The organism is Streptomyces sp. CC208A (assembly GCF_030010625.1).
GTDB lineage: Bacteria > Actinomycetota > Actinomycetes > Streptomycetales > Streptomycetaceae > Streptomyces.
Genome location: NZ_JASCXN010000045.1, coordinates 14,882 through 36,589, shown reverse-complemented (window position 1 = coordinate 36,589; position 21,708 = coordinate 14,882). Strand labels below are relative to the sequence as shown.

The following is a 21,708-nucleotide window of genomic DNA, read 5'->3' as shown; positions in this document are numbered from 1 at the left end:
CGGCGGCGCCCTCCGTGCGTCCGGTCCGGCCGCCGGGCCGGAAGCCCAGGTGACCGGAGCAGTACGCGTCCACCGGTGGGAAGGCGGGAGGAGGACCGAGCGGTGATCAGTGTGGAGCGGGTGGTCGTGGTGCGTCGCCCCTTGGCCGAGGCCGTGGCATACCTGGAGGACTTCGCCCGCACCGAGGAAGGGGACCCCGGAACCGTCCGCTGCGTGCGGCTCGGCGACGGCCCGGGCGGCCGGGTGCGCGGTGGCGGAACACGTCCGGTTCCGGGGGCGCACGACCACGCTGGAGTACGAGCTCGTCGTGCGGGAGCCCGCCCGGCCGGTGTTCGTCGGGGAGAACAGGACGGTGACCGCGCTGGACGAACTCCGGTTCACCGAGGAGGGGGTGGCGACACGGTTGACCTACCGGGCGTCGCCGGCCTTCAAGGGCTTCGCCCGGCCGGTCGCGCCGTTCCCGCGCGGGGAGTTCGAGCGCCTGGCCGACGGGGTGGTCACCCGCCTTCCGGCGGCCGCCGAGGCGTGGCGTTCCTGACCTCGTTCCCTCACGCCGGACACACCGGCTCGCATCGCTTCCGCATCGTACGGTGGTGGACATGCACGACATCGCTCATGGGATCACCACGGGTGCCTTGGCCCGGCGTCTGGGGGTCTCCCCCACCACCGTGCGGTCCTGGGACCGGCGCTACGGGATCGGCCCCGCCGTTCGTGCGGACGGGCAGCACCGGCGGTGGAGTCCTGCGGATGTCGCGATGCTGGAGGAGATGTGCCGTCTGACGGCGTCGGGCGTCCCGCCGGCCGAGGCGGCCCGGGCGGCCCGGGAAGTACGGTCCGCGGTGGTGGCGGACGGAAGCGGGGTGCCTGTCGGCAGCCCTCCGGCCAGACTCGCCGCCGAGCCGGTCGTGTCCGTCGAGAAGTCGTCTCCGGGGCGGGCCGGACGTGCGACGGCCGGCAGCGGTCTGCCGCTGGGCGACGTGCGGAAGGAGTGCCGCGGGCTCGCCCGTGCCGCCGTGCGCCTCGACGGTCCGACCCTGGAAGGGCTCCTCCAAGCGACGCTGGCGGAGCACGGGCTGGTCACCGCCTGGGAGGAGATCATGGCCCCGACGCTGCACGCGGTGGGCCGGAAGTGGGAATCGTCCGGCGACCGCTACGTCGAGGTGGAGCACCTGCTCTCCTGGCACATCTCCACCGCACTGCGGCGGGCCGCCGTCGCCGGGCCGCCGTCCTCCTCCCCGCCCCCTGCGGCCCCGCCGGTGGTGCTGGCCTGCGTCCCCTCGGAGCAGCACACGCTGCCCCTGGAGGCGCTCGCCGCCGGTCTCGCCGAACGGGGGCTGCCGACCAGGATGTTCGGGGCGGCCGTGCCCGCCGAGGCCCTCGACGCGGCGGTGCGCCGGTCGGGGCCGGCCGCCGTCGTCCTCTGGTCCCAGGCACGCTCCACCGCGAACCACGCGCTGGCCCGGCACGTGGCGGGGACGGCGTTCGGGGTACGGGGAGCACGGACCGCTCCCCTGGTCCTCCTCGCAGGCCCCGGCTGGCTCGGCAGGACGCTCGCTCCCGGCACGGCGCGTCCCACCGGTCTGCGCGAGGCGCTCGGCGTGATCTCCCGGCTGTACGGGGAGGCGGCCGGGTACGAGGAGCGGGCCGGAAGCACCGGAGCCTGATCCGGCCCCCTCGGCCGTGAGTCGCCTACGGGGTCTCCGTCCCCGGTCGGCGTCGGGGCGGCCGCGGGACGAAGCCACTCGTGCGCGCCCGGTAGGCGGCGTACCCGGCCCGGTCGGCCATGTGGGCCTCCAGGAGCCGTTTGCCGCTGCCCCAGATGAGCAGGGTGCTCATGACGAGCGGGGAGATCAGGGTGAGCGGCGCGGTCTGCCAGGTGGCGCAGGCCGTCAGGTACAGGCCCCACCAGACGAGGAGGTCGCCGAAGTGGTGGGGGTGACGGGTCCAGCTCCACAGCCCCCGGTCCATGACGCGGCCCCGGTTCGCCGGCTCCTTGTTGAACCGGGCGAGCTGGTGGTCCCCCACCGTCTCGATGGCGAGGCCGGCCGCCCACACGGCGAGGCCGAGGTACGCGGTCGCCTCCGGCGGCCGGGGCAGGAGGACGGTGGCCTGGACGGGGAGGGAGCCGAGGGTGAGGTTCGTGTCGTCGGCGGTCGGCAGGTCCCGCGCCGCGCGGTGGAAGCGGGGGACGTCGGCGAGCATGCGGAGGTGCCGGCCCCGGCGGGCGGTTCCGGGCCGGTCAGCCGCCGGCGCCGGCGAGTTCGAGGCTGTGGCGCATGCGTTGGAGACCGCGGCGGGCGTGGCTCTTGACCGTGCCGAGCGGCATGCCGGTGCGGTCGGCGATCTGGGTCTGGGTCAGGTCGGCGAAGTAGGCGAGTTCCAGGACGTCGCGCTGGACGCGGGGCAGCCTGGACAGTTCCCCGGTGACGACCATCCGGTCCAGGACCCGCTCGGGCTCCTCCTCCGTCCGGCCCTCGTGCTCCAGGGAGGCGCCGAGGGTCGCCGCGAGCTCGGTGCGGCGGGTGCGGGCGGTCAGGGCGTCGGCGATCTTCCGGCGGGTGATGCCGGTGAGCCAGGCCGGCAGGGTGCCCCGCTCGGGACGGAAGTTGGCCCGTCCGCGCCACGCGGCGACGAACACCTGCTGGGTGATGTCCTCCGCCTCGCGGGGGTCGCCCAGGGCGCGGGCCGCCAGGGTGTGGACCAGGCGGCCCCAGCGCCGGTAGGCGGCGGCCAGGCAGTGCTCGTCCCCGCCGGCCAGGCCGCGGGCGATGCGGTCGTCGGTGACGGCGTCCTCGGCGACGGCGGCCGCGGCGGTGACGAGGTCTCCGGTGCTCCGGTGTGCGGTCATGACGCTTCCTCCTCCGGGCGGTGGCGCGGGGGGGCCACCGGGTGTGCCGCCGTCGCTGCGGGAGCGTCGGCTCCGGGGCCTCGGCGACCCCGTGCCTCCTCACGGTCCGGCCGACACTCCCCTCACCACAACTCGCATCGCTTTCGCATCGAAATCTCGGCCCGCTCGTCGCGCCGGGAGGCGTGTGCGGTCAGGCGGAACCCCGGAGCCGCCGGAAGCGCGCCAGGCCGTCGGAGAGCCCGATCAACGGCTCCGGGTAGTCGAGGGCCGCCCGGTCGAGTCCGGTGAGCCGCCAGGGCTCGTGGAGGACCGGGCCGTCGAGGTCCGCGAGTTCGGGGACCCAGCGGCGTACGTAGCTGCCGTCGGGGTCGTACCGCTTGGCCTGCGCCACGGGGTTGAGGACGCGGTTGGGGCGGGTGTCCGTGCCGGTGCCGGCCACCCACTGCCAGTTGAGCTGGTTGTTCGCGATGTCGCCGTCCACCAGCAGGCCGAGGAAATGGCGCGCTCCTTCACGCCAGTCGATGCAGAGCGTCTTCGTCAGGAAGGAGGCTGCGATCAGCCTGCCTCGATTGTGCATCCATCCTTCGTGGGCGAGCTGGCGCATGGCGGCGTCGACGAGGGGGTAGCCGGTGCGCCCCTCCCGCCAGGCGGCGAGGTCCGCAGCGGCGTCCGCGCCCTCCCGCCAACCCCCCGGCCGGGAACGGTAGTCGGCTCCGGCCGCCTCGGGGCGGGCGGCCAGCACCTGGTGGTGGAAGTCGCGCCAGCAGAGCTGCCGTACGAACGCGTCGGCACCGGCCCCGCCGCGCCTGCTCGCCCGGTGCACCGCCTCGGTGGCGGAGAGGGCGCCGAAGTGGAGGTAGGGCGAGAGACGGGAGGTGGCGTCGCCCGCCAGGTCGTCGTGGTGTTCCCCGTACGTGTCGAGGCGGTCGGCCAGCCATGCGCCGAGGCGCTTACGGCCCGTGCTCTCCCCTCCCACGAGGAGGGCCGGCGACACGTCCGCGACGGCGGAGCGCCGCGGGACGCGCTCGGAGCGCACGCCCGACGGCACGCGCAGCTTCCTCGGGGCGGCGAAAGGGGCCCGGAGAGGCTCGGCGGCCCAGCGCCGGTGGTAGGGGGTGAAGACGGCGAAGTGGTCCGAGCCCTGCGGGAGGACGTCGCCGGGCGGGACGACGGTGACCACGCCGTCGTGCACGTACAGGCGGCAGCCGTCCGCCTCCAGCGCCCTGCGCAGACGGGCCTCCCTCCTCCGGGCGAAGGCCGTCACCCCGGCGGCCATGTGGACCTCGTCGGCCTCGGTCTGCCGCACCAGCGCCCGCACCTCGGACACCGTGTCGCCCTCCCGCACCACGAGGCGGCCGCCCCGCTCCTTCAAGGCCCGGTCGAGGTCCTGCAGGCAGTCCGCGAGGAAGGCCAGCCGATTGGGCGCCGCGAATCCCCCGCGGTTCACGGCCGGGTCGCGGACGAACACCGGCACCACCTCCTCCGCCCCCTGTGCCGCGGCCCTGAGCGGCGGATGGTCGTGGACCCTGAGGTCGGAGGTGTACAGAACGACGGAGACGGTCATCGCGCTCTCCCTGATCGGCCACCGGTCACGGGCGCGCCGCGCCGGGGTACGGATATGGCATTCCCGCATCCGCGGTTCCTCTTTCTCCGGGGTGCCGGATGCTCACGGATCGGCCGCTTCGGCGGAGCGGAGGAGGCCGGCACCGCCATGGTCTAGGTGACGGTGACGAAGACGCTGTGGTGGCCGCTCGCTCCGTCGGGGACGGTCCGGGTGCGCTGCTCGGTCTGCACCTGCCCGGCGCCGTCGGTGGCGCGGACGGTGATCGTGTGTCCGCCGGGGGTGGCGTTCCAGCGGTAGGACCACTGGCGCCAGGTGTCAACGGTGTCCTGCTCGGCGAGGTCGGCGTGCTGCCAGGGACCGTCGTCGACGCGGATCTCGACGCGGGTGATGCCACGGCGCTGGGCCCAGGCGACGCCCGCGACCGTGACCGTGCCGGCGGCGGGGCGGGCGAAGGGCCTGGGGGTGTCGATGCGGGACTGGGTCTTGACCGGTGCCTTGCGGGCCCACTTGCGTTTCACCCAGTACGGGTCATAAGCGGCGAACGTGGTGAGTTCGATGGACTCGATCCATTTGCAGGCCGACACGTAGCCGTACAGGCCGGGGACGAGCATGCGGACCGGGAAGCCGTGGTCGAAGGGGAGCGGCTCGCCGTTCATGCCGACGGCGAGCATCGCGTCCCGGCCGTCCATCACGTCCTCCACCGGGGAGCCGAGCGTCATGCCGTCCACCGAGCGGGCCACCAGCTGGTCGGCCGGTCCGCCTCGGGACGGCGGCTCCACCCCGCACTCGGCCAGCAGGCCGCGCAGGGGGACACCCAGCCAGCGGGCGTTGCCCACGTACGGCCCTCCGACCTCGTTGGACACGCAGGTGAGCGTGATGTCGCGTTCGATCAGGGGGCGGGCCAGCAGCTCGTCGAGCGTGAACGTCCGTGGCCGGGTCACGCCCTTGCCGTGGATCCGCAGCCGCCAGGTGTCCGCGTCGACCTTGGGGACGACGAGGGCCGTGTCGACCCGGTAGAAGTCGCGGTTCGGTGTGCTGAAGGGGCTGATGCCCGGCACGCCGAGCCGCGCGCCCGGTGGCACGGCGGGGGCGGGGGACGCCGGTGGAGGCAGGACGAGGCCGGCGCGGGAGGCTTCGGCGTCCCGGCCCCGGCGGTCGGACAGCATCCGCCCCAGGGCTCCCGTGGCGGTCGCGGCGACGGCGGTGACCGCGACGGCCGTCAGGAACCCGCGTCGGCTTCCTCCGCGCGCGCCCGTGCCACGGGGTGCCTCCCCCGCCAGGACGGCCTTGCCCGCCAGGACGTACAGGACCGCGGCCCCCGCCACCGACCCGACGAGGGAGGGCACCGCGTCACCGAGCCCGGTGGAGTCGGGCCGGCTCAGCGCGGCGGCGGTACCGACGAGCCCGAACGCCAGGACACCGAGCGCACCGGCGTACCGGTGCCGCAGCGCCACGATCCCGAGGGCCGTCGCGAAGAGGGCGAGCAGGACGAGGATGCCGAGCTGGAGGACGGTCTTGTCGTTCTCTCCGAAGGTGCGGATCGCGAAGTCCTTCACCGGCGCCGGGGTCCGGTCGACGACCGCGCCGCCGACGACCGTGACCGGCCCGGCGGCGGGCCGCACGAGGGCCGCGATCAGTTCGGCCACCGCCAGGGCCGTACAGCCGGCCGTCAAGCCGGCGAGTGCGCCGCGGGACGGGCGGCTGAGGGTGTTCCGGAAGCTGCTCACACCCGGTCCTTCGGCAATGACCGTCTCGGGGACGGGTTCCGTCACCCGAACGAGGTGTCGTCGTGGCGGGCAAGGCACTCCGTCGGCTCCGTGACGACATCGTGACCCGTCTGGAGCCATCCGCGGTGCCATCCGTTCCGAAGCAGCTTCAGACACCGTCCGCCCGCCCCCGAAGGACCAGCATGCGATGGACCCCCTCCCCCAGGACCGCCGCCCCCGGCGGCTCCGTCCGATCCCGGCGACCGGAGCCCGGCCGGTGACCCGACCGCTCCCCTCCGATGCCCCGGGCGCGCGCCCCCGAGGTGACCTCGCCGAGGTGATGCGGAAGGTCGCCCAGGGCGACAAACAGTCCTTCTCCACTCTCTACGACGCCCTCGCGCCCCTGGTGTTCGGCATCGTGCTCCGAGTGGTGCGCGACCGGTCCCAGTCCGAGGAGGTCACCCAGGAGGTCATGATCGACCTGTGGCGGCAGGCCGCCCGTTACCGCCCGGCGGCCGGAAGCGTCACCACCTGGGCCGCGACCATCGCCCACCGGCGGGCCGTGGACCGCGTCCGGTCCGCTCAGGCGGCCTCCGACCGTGAATACGCCCAGGCGGCGCGCGAGCACGCCACCGCCTTCGACGAGGTCGCCGAGCAGGTCGAGACCCGGTTGGAGAGCGAGCAGGTACGCCGCTGCCTGCGCGGTCTGACCGAGCTCCAGCGTCAGGCCGTCACCCTCGCCTACTACGGGGGGCTCACGTACCGTGAAGTCGCCCAGGCCCTGCGGACCCCGCTCCCCACCGTCAAGACACGCATGCGCGACGGACTGATCCGCCTCCGCGACTGCATGGGGGTGACCGCGTGAACCGCCACCGCTCCGACATCCACTCCCTCGCGGCCGCCTATGCGCTCCACGCCCTCGACACCGCCGAGCGGGAGGAGTTCGTCGCCCACCTCGCGCACTGCGAGGACTGCCACGGGGACGTGACCGAGTTCGAGGCGACCGCCGCCCGGCTGGCGTCCGCCGTCGGACAGGACCCTCCGGCCGCGCTCAAGCAGCGGACGCTGACCGCCGTCGAGAACGTGCGCCAGTTCCCGCCGCAGGTCCCCGCCGCCCGCCCGGTGGCGGGCCTCGCCCAGAGGCTGAAGCGCCGGGCGATGCCGCTCGCGCTCGCCGCCGCCGTCGCCGCCGCCGTCTCGTTCGCCGGTCTCGCCGCCTGGCAGCACCGGCAGAACGAGGACGCGCAGCGCCAGGCCCGTCAGGTCCAGCGACAGCTCGACGCCGTCAGCGACGTGCTGGCCGCGCCCGACGCCCGGGCCGTGCACGGGCGGACGACGAACGGCGCCCTGGCCACGGTCGTCTCCTCGGAGCGGCAGAACCGGGCCGTGTTCACCGCGACCGGGCTGCCGGCCCCGGCGCGGGGTCACACCTACCAGCTGTGGCTCGACCACGACGGCACGATGCGGCCGGCCGGGTTCATCCGTTCCGACGGCACCGTCCTCGTCGACGGTGAACCCGCCGACGCGACCGCGGTGGGGCTCACCGTCGAACCGGACGGTGGATCCGCGCAGCCCACCACACAGCCCCTGCTCCTCCTCGCCCTTCCCTCCTGACCTTCCCCTTCCCGTCGGTGGCCGGGGCACGTGGACGTGCCCCGGCCGGGAAACGGGTCAGGGCCGGTGGCGGAGCGCGCCCGGCCACCAGATCGTGGCGCCGACGTCCCGGACGAGGGCCGGTACCAGAAGTGACCGGACGACGAGGGTGTCGAGCAGGACGCCGAAGGCGACGATGAAGGCGATCTGGACGAGGAACGCCAGCGGGATCACGCCCAGCGCGGCGAAGGTGGCGGCGAGGACGACACCGGCCGAGGTGATGACCCCGCCCGTGGCGACCAGCCCCCGTCGCAGGCCCTCGCGAGTGCCGTGCCGTTCCGTCTCCTCGCGTACCCGCGACATGAGGAAGATGTTGTAGTCGACGCCGAGGGCGACCAGGAAGACGAACCCGTACAGCGGCACGGAGGAGTCGGTCCCGGTGAATCCGAGAACGTGCTCGAAGACGAGGGCGGCGACGCCCAGGGTGGCCAGGAAGTTGAGCGCGACGGTGGCCACCAGGAGGACCGGCAGCAGCAGGGAGCGCAACAGGCCGACCAGGATGACCAGGATGACGGCCAGCACGACGGGAACGATGAGCTTCCGGTCCCGCTCGGCGGTGACCTGGGTGTCGTACTGCTGGGCGGTGGAGCCGCCGACGAGGGCGTCGGCGCCGGGGACCGCGTGCAGGGTGGCACGCAGGGCGGCGACGGTGTCCTTGGCCGCGTCCGAGTCCGCGGCGTCCGTGAGGGTGACGTCGATCCGGACGCGTCCGTCGGCGACGAGCGGCCGGGAGGTGCCGGGGGCGGCGAAGAGGGTGGCGGAGTCGACCCCGTCGACCCCTTCGGCGGCCGTCCGCACCTGCTCCGCGGCGTCGGCGTCGGCGATGACGACGGCGGGATTGCCCGCGCCGCCCGGGAAGTGCTCGCTCAGGCGCTCCTGGGCGGAGACGGAGGGGACGTCCTTGACGAAGATCTCGTCGAACGGGACGCCCTTGGAGTCGAGCGTGAAGGAGAAGGCGGCGCAGGCGAGCAGGGCCGCCAGCGAGCCGGCCCAGACCTTGCGCGGCGCGCGGTCGACGAGCGCGGCGACCTTGCGCCAGACGGGGTGGGCCGCCTCGCCGTCGGCAGAGGCCTTGGGGCGACTCGGCCAGTACGCGGCCCGGCCGAGCAGCACCAGGACGGCGGGGAGGAAGGTCACCGCGCTCAGCACGGCGCAGACGATGCCGATGGCTCCGACGGGACCGAGGGCCCGGTTGTTGGTGAGGTCGCTGAACAGCAGGGCGAGCAGGCCGAGGGCGACCGTGGCGGCGCTGGCCGCGATCGGTCCGAAGGACTGCTTGAGGGCGGCGCGCATGGCCGGCCTCCGGTCGCCGTCGCGGGTGGCCAGCTCCTCCCGGTAGCGGGCGGCGAGCAGCAGGGCGTAGTCGGTGGCGGCACCGATGACCAGGATGGACAGGATGCCCTGCACCTGGCCGTCGACCCGGACGATGTCGTGGTCGGCGAGGGCGTAGACGACGGCGCAGGCCAGGCCGAGGGCGAAGACGGCGCCGAGGATGATCAGCAGCGGCAGCAGGACGCTCCGGTAGACGAGGAGCAGGATCACCAGGACGGTCACCAGGGCGACGACGAGCAGGAGGCCGTCGATGCCCGCGAAGGCGTCGCCGAGGTCGGCCTGGGTCGCAGCGGGGCCCGCCAGCCACGCGTCGGTGCCCGGTACGGTCGACGCCGCCGCGTCCACCTGCTCCAGCACCACGGACAGTTCGTCGCCGAGGTCGGACCGGAGCTGGACCACACCCCGCAGTGCCTCTCCGTCCTCGGAGGGGAAGGCCGGGGAGGGTGCGCCGACCACGCCTTCAATGCCCTTGAGGGTTGCCAGGGCCCTGGTCGCGGCCGCCTGCACGGAAGGGGCGACGGGACCGCCCCCCTCGGCGGTCCAGACGACCAGGGCGGGAAGGGTCTCTTCCTGGCGGAACGCCTCCTGGCTCTGGAGGACCTGGGTCGACTCGGCGCTTCGGGGGAGGAAGGCGGCCTGATCGTTGGTGGCCACCTCACCGAGCTTCCCGGCGTAGGGACCGAGCCCGCCTCCGACGGCGAGCCAGACGACGAGCACCAGCAGTGGCAGCAGTCTGCTCACCCAGCGCGCGGGTGTGGGCATGAAGAACTCCCTAGAGATCTCTCATTGGTCGACTATCTCAATGATCGAGATAAATTGAAGCATCAAGCCGAAGGCTTTCGTTCTCCGGCCCTCCCGTGAGGCAAAGCCGGCCTGCCCACGCTCTTCCTTCCGTCCACCGGCACGGCACGGATGCAGTCGGCCGGCGGACGAGGCGGCAACGGCCGCGCGATGTCCCGGCTTCACGGAACGGACAACGGCTCGTCACATCGGGCGGCCCTTCCGCAGCGGACGCGCCGCCCGATGCGTCCGTCCGGCGGCCGGCGGCCGGACGCATCGGAGTACCGGCGGCCCCCGGAGGTGCCCGGCACCGACGGCGCGCACCGCCTCACCCCGCACCGGCTCAGAGGAGGCAGCGCCGAGACGTCACCGGAGCCGCCGAGCGAGGAGTGGCGCGAGTGGGGCCGCATCTCCAGCGGTGGTTTCGGCAGCGGCGGCGGCCACGGGGATCAGGAGAAGCGGGGCCACTGGCCTCGTCTTCCTCCTGGTCTTCCTCCTCGTCTCGCCCTCGTCTCGTCGCAGGAAGCCGCCGGGGCGGGGGCCCGGTTCACGTGACCACGACCGTGGAACGCGCAGCGGGCCCTTCCGTGCGTGCCGCACCGTGCCGCAGGACGCACACGTCAGGAGGCCGCTTGCCCGTCCCCCGCACGCCCGGCGGCGGAACGGTCGATCGTCGCCTCCTCGATCCTTCCGCCTGCCCCGAGCAGACCGGTCTGTTCGAACGAGTGCTCCCGCATGAGCCGGGGCAGTTCCCGGCGGGAGAACAGGTCCACCGCGAAGGGGAAGAGCGGTCGTCCGGCCTGGGCGAGTCTCAGCCACGGCGGGGCGTAGACGGAGGTCGAGCGCCGTTCCACACCTCGTGCGAGCCGGCTCGCGACCTGGTCGACCGGGTACACGCGGCGGGCGGGAGCGGGCATGTGACCGCGCAGCTCCCGCAGGACCGTGTGACGGTCGACGTCGCGGACCATGTCGGTGTCGGTCCAGTGCAGGTACGCCACCCCCACGCCGACGCCCTGGTGGGCCACCTCGGCGCGGAGGGAGCGGGCGAACGCCTCGACACCCGCTTTGGAGGCACAGTAGGCGCTCATCATCGGGGCCGCACCGAAGGCGGCGGTGGAGGCGACCTGGAGGAAGTAACCACGGGTGGACCGCAGGCCGGGCAGGAAGACCCGCCCGGTGACCGCGCTGCCCACGAGGTTGACCTCCACGACGCGGCGCCACGTCTCGGGGTCGGAGGTCTCGAAGGGACCGCCCTCCGCGACGCCCGCGTTGGCGATGACGACCGACGGGGCGCCGAGGGTGCGCGTCACGTCCTCGGCGGCCCGTTCCATCGCCGCGTCGTCGGTGACGTCGACCTCCACGACGTGGCTCTCGGCGGCGAGCGTCACGGCCACCGCGGCGAGGGTGGCGTGCTCCCGTCCCAGGAGGGCCACCCGCATGCCGCGCCCGGCGAGCCGGCGGGCCAGGCCGGCACCCAGCCCACGGGCGGCGCCGGTGACGACAGCGGTACGTCCTTGCAGTTCCCATGAGCGGGACATGACGGTCTCCGGTGTGAAGGGCGAACGGAAGTGGGCGGACAGCGGCCGTCCCGGCGGTTCCGGCGCCTCGGGCGAGGTCGGCCGCTCGGGGTGGGCGCGGTCGGGAGCAGCGGGGCGGCACGCACGGAGCCGACGCGGCGCTCCGCGCCCCGCACGGCTCCTTCGCCGGCAAGGAACTTTCACGACGTCCGCCCCTCACCCGGGTACTTCTCCGGCGGAGGGGCCGTCGGACGCGACCGGACGGGCACTTTTCCCCGTCCGGCTTCGCGTCATGGTCCAGCTTCCGCCCCGAGGGCGTCCACCGCATCCGGTGAAGGCCCCCGGAATGAATGCGGGGCGACGGCGCATCGCGGGAACGAGGACCGGTACGGCATGACGGACACGCGTGAGCTCTTCGGAAATCCGCTGGGCGTCCCGTTCCCGGAAGCGGACGGGCACGGCCACGTCCGTGGCGACGATCGGGCCGCGGCCCGTCTCCCACCGCCGTCTCCACCGGGCCGAGGCGCACCCGATCCTGTCGGCCGTGCGGCACCGCACCACCGAACCAGGCCCCCGAGTCAGACGCGGGCACCGACGGAGCCGTACGCCTCCGCCGGTGCCCGCGTCGCCCGCGTGAGCGACCTGTGCGGACCGGGCCCCTGACCCTCAGCAGTCTGCCGACGGCGGGGAACGGGCCTCCCACGAAGAGATCCACGGAGAGGGGACACCATGGAGAAGACGACGGACGGCGCCCGGTACGACGTGGTGGTCGTCGGAGCAGGGGCCGCCGGCCTCGCCTGCGCCGGTGACCTGTGCGCGGCGGGCCTGCGGGTGCTGCTCCTGGAAGCGGGCGACGCGGTCGGCGGCCGGATGCGTACCGACCGGGTGGCGGGCTTCACCGTGGACCGCGGTTTCCAGGTCTTCAACACGTCGTACCCGCAGGTGAAGCGGCGTATGAACCTGAAGGCACCGCGGTTGCGGCCGTTCACGCCGGGGGTGCTCGTGCATACCGAGCGGGGCCCACGCCGCTTCACCGATCCGAGCCGTCGACCACGGAAGAGCCGGGATCTGCTGCCGGGCCGGCTCGCGTCCGGCCGCGACCTGCTCGCCCTCTCCGCCCTGTCGGCGCGCGACGCCCTGGCACCGGTGTCCGTGCTGCGGCACGGCTCCGACGGGACCACCCTCGACGCCCTGGCCACGGCGGGCGTGTCGGCGCAGCTGGTGGAGACGCTCTTCCGGCCGTTCCTGTCGGGGGTCTTCCTGGAGGACCGGCTGGAGACCTCGGCGCGCTTCTTCCACCTGGTGTGGCGGAGCATGCTCCGCGGCACCCTCTGCCTGCCGGCCGAGGGGATCGGCGCGGTGCCCGCCCAGCTCGCCTCGCGGCTGCCGCAGGACGTACTGCGGACCGGGATCCTCGTCTCCGCCCTGACGCCCGACGGCGTGGTCCTCGCGGACGGGAGCGAGGTGTGGTCTCGCGCGGTCGTCGTCGCCACCGGGCAGCGGGCCGCGGCGGAGCTGCTTCCGGGGCTCCGTGTCCCGGACGGCCGGACCGTGACCACGTTGTACCACGCGACCGCCCGGTCTCCCCTGGACGAGCCGCTGCTGGTCGTCGACGCGCGGCGCAGATTCCTCAACTCCTGCGTCCTCACCGCCGTCCAGCCCGGCTTCTCCACCGACGGCCGGGCGCTGGTGTCCACCTCCTTGCTCGGCTCCCCCGGCCCGGCGGACACGGACGCCGCCCTGCGGGCCCTGGGCGAGGCGTACGGCACGGACACGGACGGCTGGGAGGCCGTCCACCGCGTCACGGTCCCCGACGCCCTGCCGGAGATGCCAGGCCCCACGCCGCTGTCCCGGACCACGCGGTGGGCTCCCGGCCGGTACGTCTACGGGGATCACCGGGCGACCGGCTCCCTCCAGGGTGCGCTCGCTTCGGGCGCGCGAGCGGCTCGCACCGTCCTGGACGACCTCCGGACGGGCGCGGTCTGAAGGACCTCGCTCCAGGACGTGCCGGAGTCGTGTCGTCCGCGCGCCGTACGCGGACGGCCCCGCCCCCTTCGGCGGAAGGAGACGGGGCGGGGGATGTCCGGACCGTCGGAACCGGCCTACTCGGGCATGAGGACGGTGTCGATGATGTAGACGTCGGCGTTGGCGGTCTTGACGTTGCCGCAGACCACCTTGGCGGTGTCGTCGACGGTGTAGTCCTCGCCGGACCCGGTAGTGGTGATCATGCCCTTCTGGAGGGTCTCGAAGCTGCCGTTCTCCAGCTGCCCGGGGGTGAGCCTCTGGCCGACGACGTGGTAGGTGAGGATCTTGGTGAGCGTGGCCTTGTCGGCGAGGACCTTGTCGAGGTCGGCCTTCGGGATCTTGGCGAAGGCGTCGTTCGTCGGCGCGAACACCGTGATGTCCTCGGCGTTGTCGAGGGTGTCGACGAGACCGGCCTGCTTCACCGCGGTGACCAGGGTGGACAGGGCGGGGTTGTTCGACGCGGCGGTGGCGACGGGGTCCTTCGCCATGCCGTCGAAGGAGCCCGCGCCCTCCTTCGGCACCCCGGCGCAGGCCGGACCGAACGGCGCGTCCATCGCCGTCGCGCCCTCCGCCGGGGTCACGGTCGCGGCCGGGTCCGCGGCGGCGGACGCGGAGGCCGCGGCCTTGGTGTCGCCGTCGGAGTCCGAGCAGGCGGCGAGCGAGAAGGGGAGAACCACGGCGGCGGTCACGGCGATCGCGCCACGACGGATGCGCGGAGAGTTCATGGCTGTTGCTCCTTGGGGGTTCTTCGCCCGGTCCCGAGGGAGGCCGGGGCGTTCTGTCCGGACCGGCGCCTCGAAGGCGGGTCCGGTGGTCGGGGTGAGCGTCGGCAGCGGTGCGCCACCCGCGGACGGGGGTTCACCGGGCACCTGCGTGGTCCACGGGCACGGCGACCGGAGCGACCGTCCGACGGACTCGCCGGGAAAGGTGCCGGGGAGACCGAGGGGGTTGCGGGTACCGGGGGTCCGGCGGGTGGTGCCGGTGTGGAAGGTGCTCACGTCCCGTCATTCGGCGCTGCCCGCCCGACGGATGGGCCCTTCACCCGAACGAGTGCGGACAAGCCGGATCTGGCGAGATCCCCCGCCCTGGCGCGCCCGCCGGCGGGCGACCCGCCCAGGTCCGGTCGCTTCCGTTCCACCGCGCACGGCACCGACGACGAGCGACCCCGCCTCCATCGATTCGAGCACCGCGAGCCCGAACTCCTCCTTGTCGCCCGGTCACCCGTACCGCGTACGGAATCGGCGCGAGGGCCGGCGAGCCGGCGCTCCGGTGTGCGCACAGCGGTGTGGGAAAGGAGCATCAGTGGGGACGGCGCCCTCCGCCGCCCGGAGGGGGCGGTGCCCCGTTCGGGGCGTGCCCGCATCGCGCGTTCGGCGGGGTCGCCGTCCGGCGGGCTGCCGCCGACGCCCACCAGGACCGGCTCCCGGAAGGTCACGAACCGACCCGGCCCGTCGGATGACGCGGGGAGAGAGGCGGGGTTCCCACCGACGTACCGGCGGGTTCCCGGGACACCACCGGCTCGGGCGGGTGCCTCCCCAGGCTCTCCCCGCCCAGGGTCATCAGTGCTCCGCACCGGGCGCGTCGCTCCTTCGCGGCACCTGTGCGGCTTCCTCAGGGCTTCTCCGGGGCACTGGCCGGATGCGTGAGGCGAGGCAGGGGTGCCGGCCGTCATCCGGTCGGCGCTCCGCGCACCTCTCGGCCCGTCCGGGCAGCGGAGATCACCTACGGTCCGGGGCCGCCCCCGACCGGTCGCCCTCCGTCTCGGCGGTCCGGGTGATGTTCCTGGCCATGCCTCCGAAGACCACGGCGTGGAACGGGGCGACGCCCCACCAGTACGCCTGCCCCGCGAGGCCCCGGGGGTGGAAGAGCGCCCGCTGACGGTACGACGTCCGCCCCTGCTCGTCCCGGTCGACGGCCATCTCCAGCCACGCGAGACCCGGCAGACGCATCTCGGCCCGGAGGCGCAGCAGGCGGCCGCGGTCGATCGCCTCCACACGCCAGAAGTCCAGCGCGTCGCCGACCCGGAGGCGTTCCGCGTCCCTGCGTCCCCGGCGCAGTCCCACTCCCCCGGCGAGCCGGTCCGCCCATCCCCTGACGGCCCAGGCCAGCGGGAAGGAGTACCAGCCGTTCTCCCCGCCCACCCCCTCGATGACCCGCCACAGCGCCTCGGGGCTCGCGTCGACGGTGCGGGCACGTTCGTCGGTGTACAGACTGCCGCCCGCCCAGTCCGGGTCCGTCGGCAGCGGGTCGCTCGGCGCTCCGGGCGGTGAGGCGGAGGACCACCGGGTGGTGACCCGTGCCTCCCGTACACGGCGGAGGGCCAGCCGGAGCGCCTCGTCGAAGGGGACGGGCCGGCCGGGGCCGTCCGGGACGTACCGGGTGATGTCGTTCTCGGTGCGGACCACCTCGTGCCGGAGCGATTCCGTGAGGGGCCGGGCCAGGGAGGCCGGCACCGGTGTGACGAGACCGATCCACTGGCTGGACAGCCGGGGGGTGAGGACCGGCACGGGCACGATGAGGCGCCGACGGAGCCCCGCGACCTCCGCGTACCTCTCCATCATCTCCCGGTACGTGAGCACGTCGGGGCCTCCGACGTCGAAGGTCCGGTTCACGTCTGCGGGCATGGCGGCGCTCCCCACCAGGTACCTCAGCACGTCGCGGACCGCGATGGGCTGGACCCGGGTGCCGACCCAGCTGGGGGTGACCATGACGGGGAGCCGTTCGGTCAGGTACCGGAGCATCTCGAAGGAGGCCGATCCGGAGCCGATGACGACGGCGGCCCGCAGGACGGTGGTGGGGACGCCCGAGTCGAGGAGGATACGGCCCACCTCGGTGCGGGAGCGGAGGTGCGGGGAGAGCTCGTCCTCCGGGACTCCGCGCGGGGTCAGGCCGCCCAGGTAGACGATGCGCCGTACCCCGGCGGCGCCGGCCTCGGCGGCGAAGGTGCGGGCGGCGAGCCGGTCGGTGTCCTCGAAGCGTGCGGTCGAACTCATGGAGTGGACCAGGTAGTAGGCGACGTCCACGCCGGTGAACGCCTCGCGCAGGCTGTCGGCGACCGTGACGTCACCGCGTACGGTCTCCACCCTGTCGGCCCAGGGGAAGTCGCGGAGCTTGTCCGGGTGCCTGGCGAGACAGCGCACGCGGTACCCGCCGTCGAGCAGCTCCGGTACGAGGCGGCCCCCGATGTAACCGCTCGCGCCGGTGACCAGACAGCGGGGGGCCTCGGACGATGTGGGAGTGACCATGTGCTGATCCGTTTCACGGGGTTCCGGGTCGTACACACCTCATGCGGGTTCTTCGTCGTCACGGGGGCACCCGGATGCCGGGCCGGGACCCGACCGTGGCCGGGACCCGACCGTGGCCGGGCCCCGGTGCCTTGACGCCCCCTCACTCCGGCATGAGCACGGTGTCGATGATGTGCACGGTCGCGTTGGACGTCTGCACATCGCCGCAGACGACGGAGGCGGTGTCGTTGACCTCGTACGTGTCCCCGGACCCGGCGGTGGTCAGCATGTCGCCCTGCAGGGTCTTGAACGAGCCGTCGGCGAGGTCCGCCTTCTCCACCGGCTCGTCGACCACGTGGTAGGTGAGGATCTCGGTGAGCGTGGCCTTGTCGGCGAGGACCTTGTCGAGGTCGGCCTTCGGGATCTCGGCGAAGGCGCCGTTCGTCGGCGCGAAGACCGTGATGTCCTCGGCGTTGTCGAGGGTGTCGACGAGACCGGCCTTCTCGACGGCGGCGACCAGGGTGGACAGCGCCGGGTTGTTCGAAGCGGCGGTCGCCACCGGGTCGTCGGCCATGCCGGCGAACGAGCCGGCCCCCTGCTCGGGCACCGAGGCGCAGCCCGGGCCGAACGGAGCGCCGCCGTCGTCGGCCGACGACGGCGGGGCGAGAGCTCCGAACGAGACCGCGAGGGCCGCGGCGGCCAGAACGGCCGGGACGCGGCGCCGGGTGAAGGTGGTGTTCATGACGTGCTCCTCCCGTCGGCCGGACGCCGAGGGGCCGCGGCCGCGGATCGGTTGACCTCTCACCCGGACATTCGGCGCGAAGCGGCTCTCCGGATGGGGTCGGCGGCCTTTTTCTTCCCGAACGCCGGCGCCGGCCCGCGCACCGTCCCGGGCGGGCTCTTCGGGGAAGGTCTCGGGGCGGTCGCCGGGTGCGCCTTAAATCGCTGGTCGGAGCCGTTGTCCGCGGGGAAGGATGGGGCCTCTCGAAACCGGGAGGGAACCCATGAGCCAGGCGTACCTGACTCTCGACGCGCTGCTGCCGCCCCAGGAGCTGGCGGCGGCGGTCGAAGCCGGGCATGTGACCCGCAAGTCGCACCCCGAGCTGCCGTTGTCCATCTACACGTACACGCGCAGCTGTCAGTACGAAGGCGTCTGGAACAGCGTCACCACCCGCTGCCGCGGCCTCGTCGCCGACGACCGCACCGGCCGGATCGTCGCCTTTCCGCTGCCGAAGTTCTTCAACGTCTCCGAGCACGAGTCCGGTCGGCCCTACGCACCGGCGCTGCCCGACGAGCCGTTCGAGGTGTACGAGAAGGTCGACGGCAGCCTCGGCCTGGTCTTCCACTACGAAGGGCGTTGGCAGGTCGCCTCGAAGGGTTCGTTCATCAGTGCCCAGGCGGCCTGGGCGCAGCGGCGGCTCGACGCCGCCGACACCGCGCGGCTGGTGCCCGGGGTGACGTACCTCATGGAGATCGTCTACCCGCAGAACCGTATCGTCGTGGACTACGGCGACCGGCGGGACCTCGTCCTGCTCGCCGCGTTCGCGCCCGACGGCGTGGAGATCGGTCTCGCCGAGGCGGCGGCCGCGTGGAGCGGCATCGGGTCGGTGGTCACCGTGCATCCGCCGATGCCGCTCGAAGCGCTCGTCAAGCTGGCCGGGACGAACACGCTGCCCGACGGCACCGCCGCCACCGGCACGGACGCGGAGGGCTTCGTGCTGCGTTTCGCGTCCGGGGTGCGGGCCAAGGCCAAGCTCGCCGAGTACGTACGGCTCCACAAGGTCCTCACCGGGGTCACCGAGCGCGACATCTGGCGCGGTCACGGCGTGCAGCGCTTCGCCGGCATCTCCGCCAAGCGCCTCGCCCAGGGTCTCGGTCTGTCCGTCGCGGAGCTCGGGGGGATCCGTTCGCGGGGCGGGCGTCCCCTGGACGCTCTCCTGGAGCAGGTGCCGGACGAGTTCGACGCCTGGGTCCGGTCCGTCATCACGGGGCTCGAAGAGGCGTTCGCCGCCCGCGAGCGGGCCATCGACGAGGCCTACGAGCGGCTCGCGCCTCTCGCCGCCGACCGGGGCGCGTTCGCCCGCGCGGTCAAGGAACTGGCCGATCCGGGGCTGCGGTCGGCGATGTTCCTGCGGCTCGACGGCCGTCCCACCGACCTGTTCGTGTGGCGTAGCCTGCGCCCCGAGACCGCCGACCCCTTCACCACTGACGAGGAGAACTGACCGTGCCCGTGGTCCACGTGATGACCGGACTGCCGGCCTCCGGCAAGACGACCGCCGCCCGCGCCCTGCAGGAGCGTGCCGAGGGCCGGATGCGCCGCGTCAACCTCGACGACCTGCGCACCATGCTCGACCTGCCGAGCGGCGACCGCCGCTCGCGGGTCCACGAGCAGACGGTGCTCGACATCCAGGACGTCGCCGTGCGCGCGGCCGTCGACGGCGGCTTCGACGTCGTCGTCGACAACACCCACCTCACCCCGCACATCCCGCGGAGGCTGAAGGCGGCCCTGGCCGGCCGTGAGGCCACCTTCGTCGTGCACGACTTCACCGCCGTGCCCGTCGACGAGTGCGTCCGCCGCGACGCGGCCCGCGAGCGGCCCGTCGGCGAGGAGATCATCCGTATCCTCGCCGAGAAGCACGCCAAGGCCACCCGTGGCGGCTGGCGGCTCACCGACGACTGGCTCAACGACCGGCCCGCCGTCACCCCGTACGTCCCCGACCCCGCGTTGCCGTCGGCCGTCCTGTGCGACATCGACGGCACCCTCGCGCTGCGCGGCGACCGCGGACCGTACGATTTCAGCCGCTGCGACCTCGACCTGCTCAACGTCCCGGTCCGCGACGCCCTGCGCGCCTTCCGTGCCTCCCACCAGGACCGCATCGTCCTCCTCTCCGGCCGCAGCGAGGACCACCGCGCCCTGACCGAGGCCTGGCTGGAGCGGTACGAGGTGCCCTACGACGAGCTGTGGATGCGCGCCTCCGGCGACGGCCGCTCCGACGACCTCGTCAAGACCGAGCTGTTCGACGCACACGTCCGCCACCGCTACGCGGTCCGTGTGTCGCTCGACGACCGGGACCGGGTGGTCGCGGTGTGGCGCCGCATGGGACTGCCCACCTGGCAGGTCAACTACGGCAACTTCTGAGCCCTCACGTGGGGTGGCCGACCGGGCCGGGTCCACCGGCTCCAGGGCCGGGACTTGGCCGCCGCGCAGGTGGTTCCGGCGTACCAGCTGTGCGTGGTCCGCGGTCTCCGGCCGCGGCAGGTGGAAGGAGAGGGGCCGGGTGGCCGCTCAGGAGGACGCGGTTCCGGTGTTGTGGTGGGGGTCACGGGAGGAGGGGTTGAACCTGGAGTCATGTCCAGGGTCTAGCGTCGCGGACATGACCACAACCATCCTGCCGGGAGCATCCCGGTTCAGCATCGGAGCACTGGCGCGTGCCGGTGGCGTCTCGGTGGATGCCATCCGCTTCTACGAGCGGGAGGGGCTCCTTCCGCTCCCGGAGAGGACGAGTGGCGACCATCGCCGGTATCCGCCCAGGGCACTGGACCGGCTCGTCTTCATCCGGGTCGGCCAGGGGCTGGGCCTGAGGCTGGATGAGATCAAGGAACTGGCGGACGCCTGCGATCAGGTCCCGGACTGTCCGGTGACCCACGCCGTCGAGCTGTTGCGCGGGCGCATCGCGGCAGTGGAGCGGCAGTTGGAGGAACTCACCGGGTTGCGCGAGCGGCTCGTTCACGCCGTCGAGCGGATGGAGTCCCGTCGGGACGGGGGCGACTTCATCGCCGATGCCGTGCTTCCGGTGTCCGGGGCGGAGAACGACCGATGACCACACCCCTGACGCCCGCGGACCGGGCGCTGTACCGCGCCGGTCTCATCGGGGCTCTGGTGACCTTCGCCTGTGCGGTCGCCTTCCAGGTTCTTGCCGCCCTCCACGCGGACGTGCACCTTCAGCCCACCGACGTGCCGCTGTCCTCCGGCGCTTTCCTGCGGCCCCTCAACGACAGTGCGGACGCCGTGTTGTCGTGGATGGCCTTCGACACCCTCTTCGTCGTCGCCTATCTGACCGCCTTCACCGCGGCCAGGGCCCTGACGGTCTCCCGTCCGCTCGGCGTGTTCAGTCTCGCCGCGATGGTCGCGGCCGGCGCCCTGGACATGGTGGAGAACGCCGTGCTCGCCGTCCACGCGGCTCAGGCATCGGCGGTGGAGCCGGTCGCCGCGGTGCCGGTGACGGCCCTGTACGTGATCGCTCAGCTCAAGGCGGCCGCCGCGACCACCGGCATCGCCTTCCTCGCCCTGGCGCTTCCCGCGCACACCCGGCTGCTGCGGGCGGCGATCGCGGCGGCGGGCGTCTTCGTGCTGGTCACCGTCGCCGGTGTGGCCCGTCCCGAGCTGGCACCGCTGGAGGCGCTGCCGATCCTGTTGTTCATGGGGTTGCTGGCGGGTGTCTTCGCCCGCAACCTGAGGGCTCCCGCCCCGGCTTCGGCCTCCTTGGCCGGGGCGGCGTAGTCGCCAGCGGTTGCCGGGGCGTCCGTCCGCGCACGATCCTCCGGGGTCGGCGGTTCGCCTTGTGGCGGGTGGATGCCCGATCGGTACGTCCTGGGCTCCGAGCGTCGAAAGAACCCTCCCTCACTCTTCGGAGGCGACCGATCACTCAGGGATAGGATCGGAGGTGGACGTTGCCGCACTCGCGCGGCGCACCAGGACAGGAGTATCCGCATGGCCATCATCGTCACCTTCGACCTCCCTGGCGCCGGGCAGGAGCTCTACGACGCGGTCATCGCACGCGTGACCGACGGTCAGGGCTTCACACAGTTCGCCGACCTGCCGAACGCGGGGCTCATCTCGCACGCGGCGGGGCCGGTTGACGGCGGGTTCCGTGTGACCGAGGTCTGGGAGAGCGTGGAGGCCCTTGAGATCCACGCGAAGACCTTCGGGCCGATCCTGGCAGACCTCGGCCACGCCGACGCGCAGCCCTCGATCACTCCGGCGCACAACGTCGTCGTTCGGTAGGGGCGAGTTCGGGCCGTTCCCGAACGTTGTCGTCCGCCCCGGACGTCCCCCGTC

At 73.4% G+C, this 21,708-nt stretch carries 19 protein-coding genes and 1 pseudogene; 11 read left to right on the top strand and 9 right to left on the bottom strand.

The genetic code is table 11. The features are described 5' to 3' along the window. Positions 1 to 250: 250 nt before the first annotated feature. Positions 251 to 538 (top strand): hypothetical protein, encoded by a 288-nt coding sequence (locus QK442_RS32670; RefSeq protein WP_282697737.1) that lies wholly within the window; start codon positions 251 to 253, stop codon positions 536 to 538. A 61-nt stretch (positions 539 to 599) separates the two neighbouring features. Further along, entirely contained in the window at positions 600 to 1,664 is a 1,065-nt protein-coding gene (locus QK442_RS32665) for a MerR family transcriptional regulator (RefSeq protein WP_282697736.1), read from the top strand. A 25-nt stretch (positions 1,665 to 1,689) separates the two neighbouring features. Here QK442_RS32665 and QK442_RS32660 read toward each other — a convergent pair. From QK442_RS32660 to QK442_RS32645, 4 genes and pseudogenes are all read right to left on the bottom strand, one after another. Continuing rightward, positions 1,690 to 2,136, bottom strand: a pseudogene (locus QK442_RS32660) (DUF1295 domain-containing protein); the annotation flags it as partial. Positions 2,137 to 2,239: 103 nt separating this feature from the next. Continuing rightward, entirely contained in the window at positions 2,240 to 2,848 is a 609-nt protein-coding gene (locus tag QK442_RS32655; protein ID WP_282697735.1) for a sigma-70 family RNA polymerase sigma factor, read from the bottom strand. Positions 2,849 to 3,038: 190 nt separating this feature from the next. Continuing rightward, complete coding sequence (locus QK442_RS32650; protein WP_282697734.1) at positions 3,039 to 4,412, bottom strand: deoxyribodipyrimidine photo-lyase; 1,374 nt, start codon at positions 4,410 to 4,412, stop codon at positions 3,039 to 3,041. A 152-nt stretch (positions 4,413 to 4,564) separates the two neighbouring features. Next, positions 4,565 to 6,139, bottom strand: a complete 1,575-nt coding sequence (locus tag QK442_RS32645; RefSeq protein WP_282697733.1) for a sulfite oxidase — start codon at positions 6,137 to 6,139, stop codon at positions 4,565 to 4,567. 256 nt (positions 6,140 to 6,395) lie between these two features. Between QK442_RS32645 and sigK the strand changes: the two genes are divergently transcribed. Both sigK and QK442_RS32635 read left to right on the top strand, forming a co-directional pair. Beyond that, positions 6,396 to 6,983, top strand: coding sequence for an ECF RNA polymerase sigma factor SigK (sigK, locus tag QK442_RS32640; protein WP_282697732.1), 588 nt, complete (start codon positions 6,396 to 6,398; stop codon positions 6,981 to 6,983). Continuing rightward, a complete protein-coding gene (locus tag QK442_RS32635; protein WP_282697731.1) occupies positions 6,980 to 7,732 on the top strand; it encodes an anti-sigma factor in 753 nt (250 codons plus the stop codon). The genes sigK and QK442_RS32635 overlap by 4 nt, the downstream gene beginning before the upstream one ends. Positions 7,733 to 7,789: 57 nt before the next feature. Here the strand turns inward: QK442_RS32635 and QK442_RS32630 are convergent, their stop codons facing one another. After that, a complete protein-coding gene (locus tag QK442_RS32630; protein WP_282697730.1) occupies positions 7,790 to 9,865 on the bottom strand; it encodes an MMPL family transporter in 2,076 nt (691 codons plus the stop codon). Between the two features lie 150 nt (positions 9,866 to 10,015). Between QK442_RS32630 and QK442_RS32625 the strand changes: the two genes are divergently transcribed. Then, entirely contained in the window at positions 10,016 to 10,438 is a 423-nt protein-coding gene (locus QK442_RS32625; protein WP_349239702.1) for a DUF6479 family protein, read from the top strand. 65 nt (positions 10,439 to 10,503) lie between these two features. Here QK442_RS32625 and QK442_RS32620 read toward each other — a convergent pair whose 3' ends face one another. Then, on the bottom strand, positions 10,504 to 11,421 hold the full coding sequence (locus tag QK442_RS32620) for an SDR family oxidoreductase (RefSeq protein ID WP_282697728.1): 918 nt from the start codon (positions 11,419 to 11,421) through the stop codon (positions 10,504 to 10,506). Between the two features lie 708 nt (positions 11,422 to 12,129). On the opposite strand from QK442_RS32620, the gene QK442_RS32615 reads away from it, so the two are divergent. Beyond that, on the top strand, positions 12,130 to 13,386 hold the full coding sequence (locus tag QK442_RS32615) for an NAD(P)/FAD-dependent oxidoreductase (protein WP_282697727.1): 1,257 nt from the start codon (positions 12,130 to 12,132) through the stop codon (positions 13,384 to 13,386). 116 nt (positions 13,387 to 13,502) lie between these two features. On the opposite strand, the gene QK442_RS32610 is transcribed toward QK442_RS32615, so the two are convergent. From QK442_RS32610 to QK442_RS32600, 3 genes are all read right to left on the bottom strand, one after another. Further along, on the bottom strand, positions 13,503 to 14,150 hold the full coding sequence (locus tag QK442_RS32610; RefSeq protein ID WP_282697726.1) for a fasciclin domain-containing protein: 648 nt from the start codon (positions 14,148 to 14,150) through the stop codon (positions 13,503 to 13,505). Positions 14,151 to 15,143: 993 nt separating this feature from the next. After that, positions 15,144 to 16,670, bottom strand: a complete 1,527-nt coding sequence (locus QK442_RS32605; RefSeq protein ID WP_282697725.1) for an SDR family oxidoreductase — start codon at positions 16,668 to 16,670, stop codon at positions 15,144 to 15,146. 142 nt (positions 16,671 to 16,812) lie between these two features. Further along, positions 16,813 to 17,391, bottom strand: a complete 579-nt coding sequence (locus QK442_RS32600) for a fasciclin domain-containing protein (RefSeq protein WP_282697724.1) — start codon at positions 17,389 to 17,391, stop codon at positions 16,813 to 16,815. A gap of 262 nt (positions 17,392 to 17,653) precedes the next feature. On the opposite strand from QK442_RS32600, the gene QK442_RS32595 reads away from it, so the two are divergent. The 5 genes from QK442_RS32595 (at position 17,654) to QK442_RS32575 (ending at position 21,654) form a co-directional block, all read left to right on the top strand. Then, positions 17,654 to 18,871 (top strand): T4 RnlA family RNA ligase, encoded by a 1,218-nt coding sequence (locus tag QK442_RS32595; RefSeq protein WP_282697723.1) that lies wholly within the window; start codon positions 17,654 to 17,656, stop codon positions 18,869 to 18,871. A gap of 2 nt (positions 18,872 to 18,873) precedes the next feature. After that, positions 18,874 to 19,788 carry an AAA family ATPase gene (locus QK442_RS32590; RefSeq protein WP_282697722.1) on the top strand — a complete coding sequence of 305 codons (915 nt, stop codon included), beginning with the start codon at positions 18,874 to 18,876 and terminating at the stop codon, positions 19,786 to 19,788. A 235-nt stretch (positions 19,789 to 20,023) separates the two neighbouring features. Continuing rightward, positions 20,024 to 20,470 (top strand): MerR family transcriptional regulator, encoded by a 447-nt coding sequence (locus QK442_RS32585; protein ID WP_282697721.1) that lies wholly within the window; start codon positions 20,024 to 20,026, stop codon positions 20,468 to 20,470. After that, positions 20,467 to 21,150: a hypothetical protein gene (locus tag QK442_RS32580; protein ID WP_282697720.1), complete on the top strand. Its 684-nt coding sequence runs from the start codon at positions 20,467 to 20,469 to the stop codon at positions 21,148 to 21,150. The genes QK442_RS32585 and QK442_RS32580 overlap by 4 nt, the downstream gene beginning before the upstream one ends. A 210-nt stretch (positions 21,151 to 21,360) precedes the next feature. Further along, positions 21,361 to 21,654 carry a hypothetical protein gene (locus QK442_RS32575; RefSeq protein ID WP_282697719.1) on the top strand — a complete coding sequence of 98 codons (294 nt, stop codon included), beginning with the start codon at positions 21,361 to 21,363 and terminating at the stop codon, positions 21,652 to 21,654. The last annotated feature ends 54 nt before the right edge of the window (positions 21,655 to 21,708 follow it).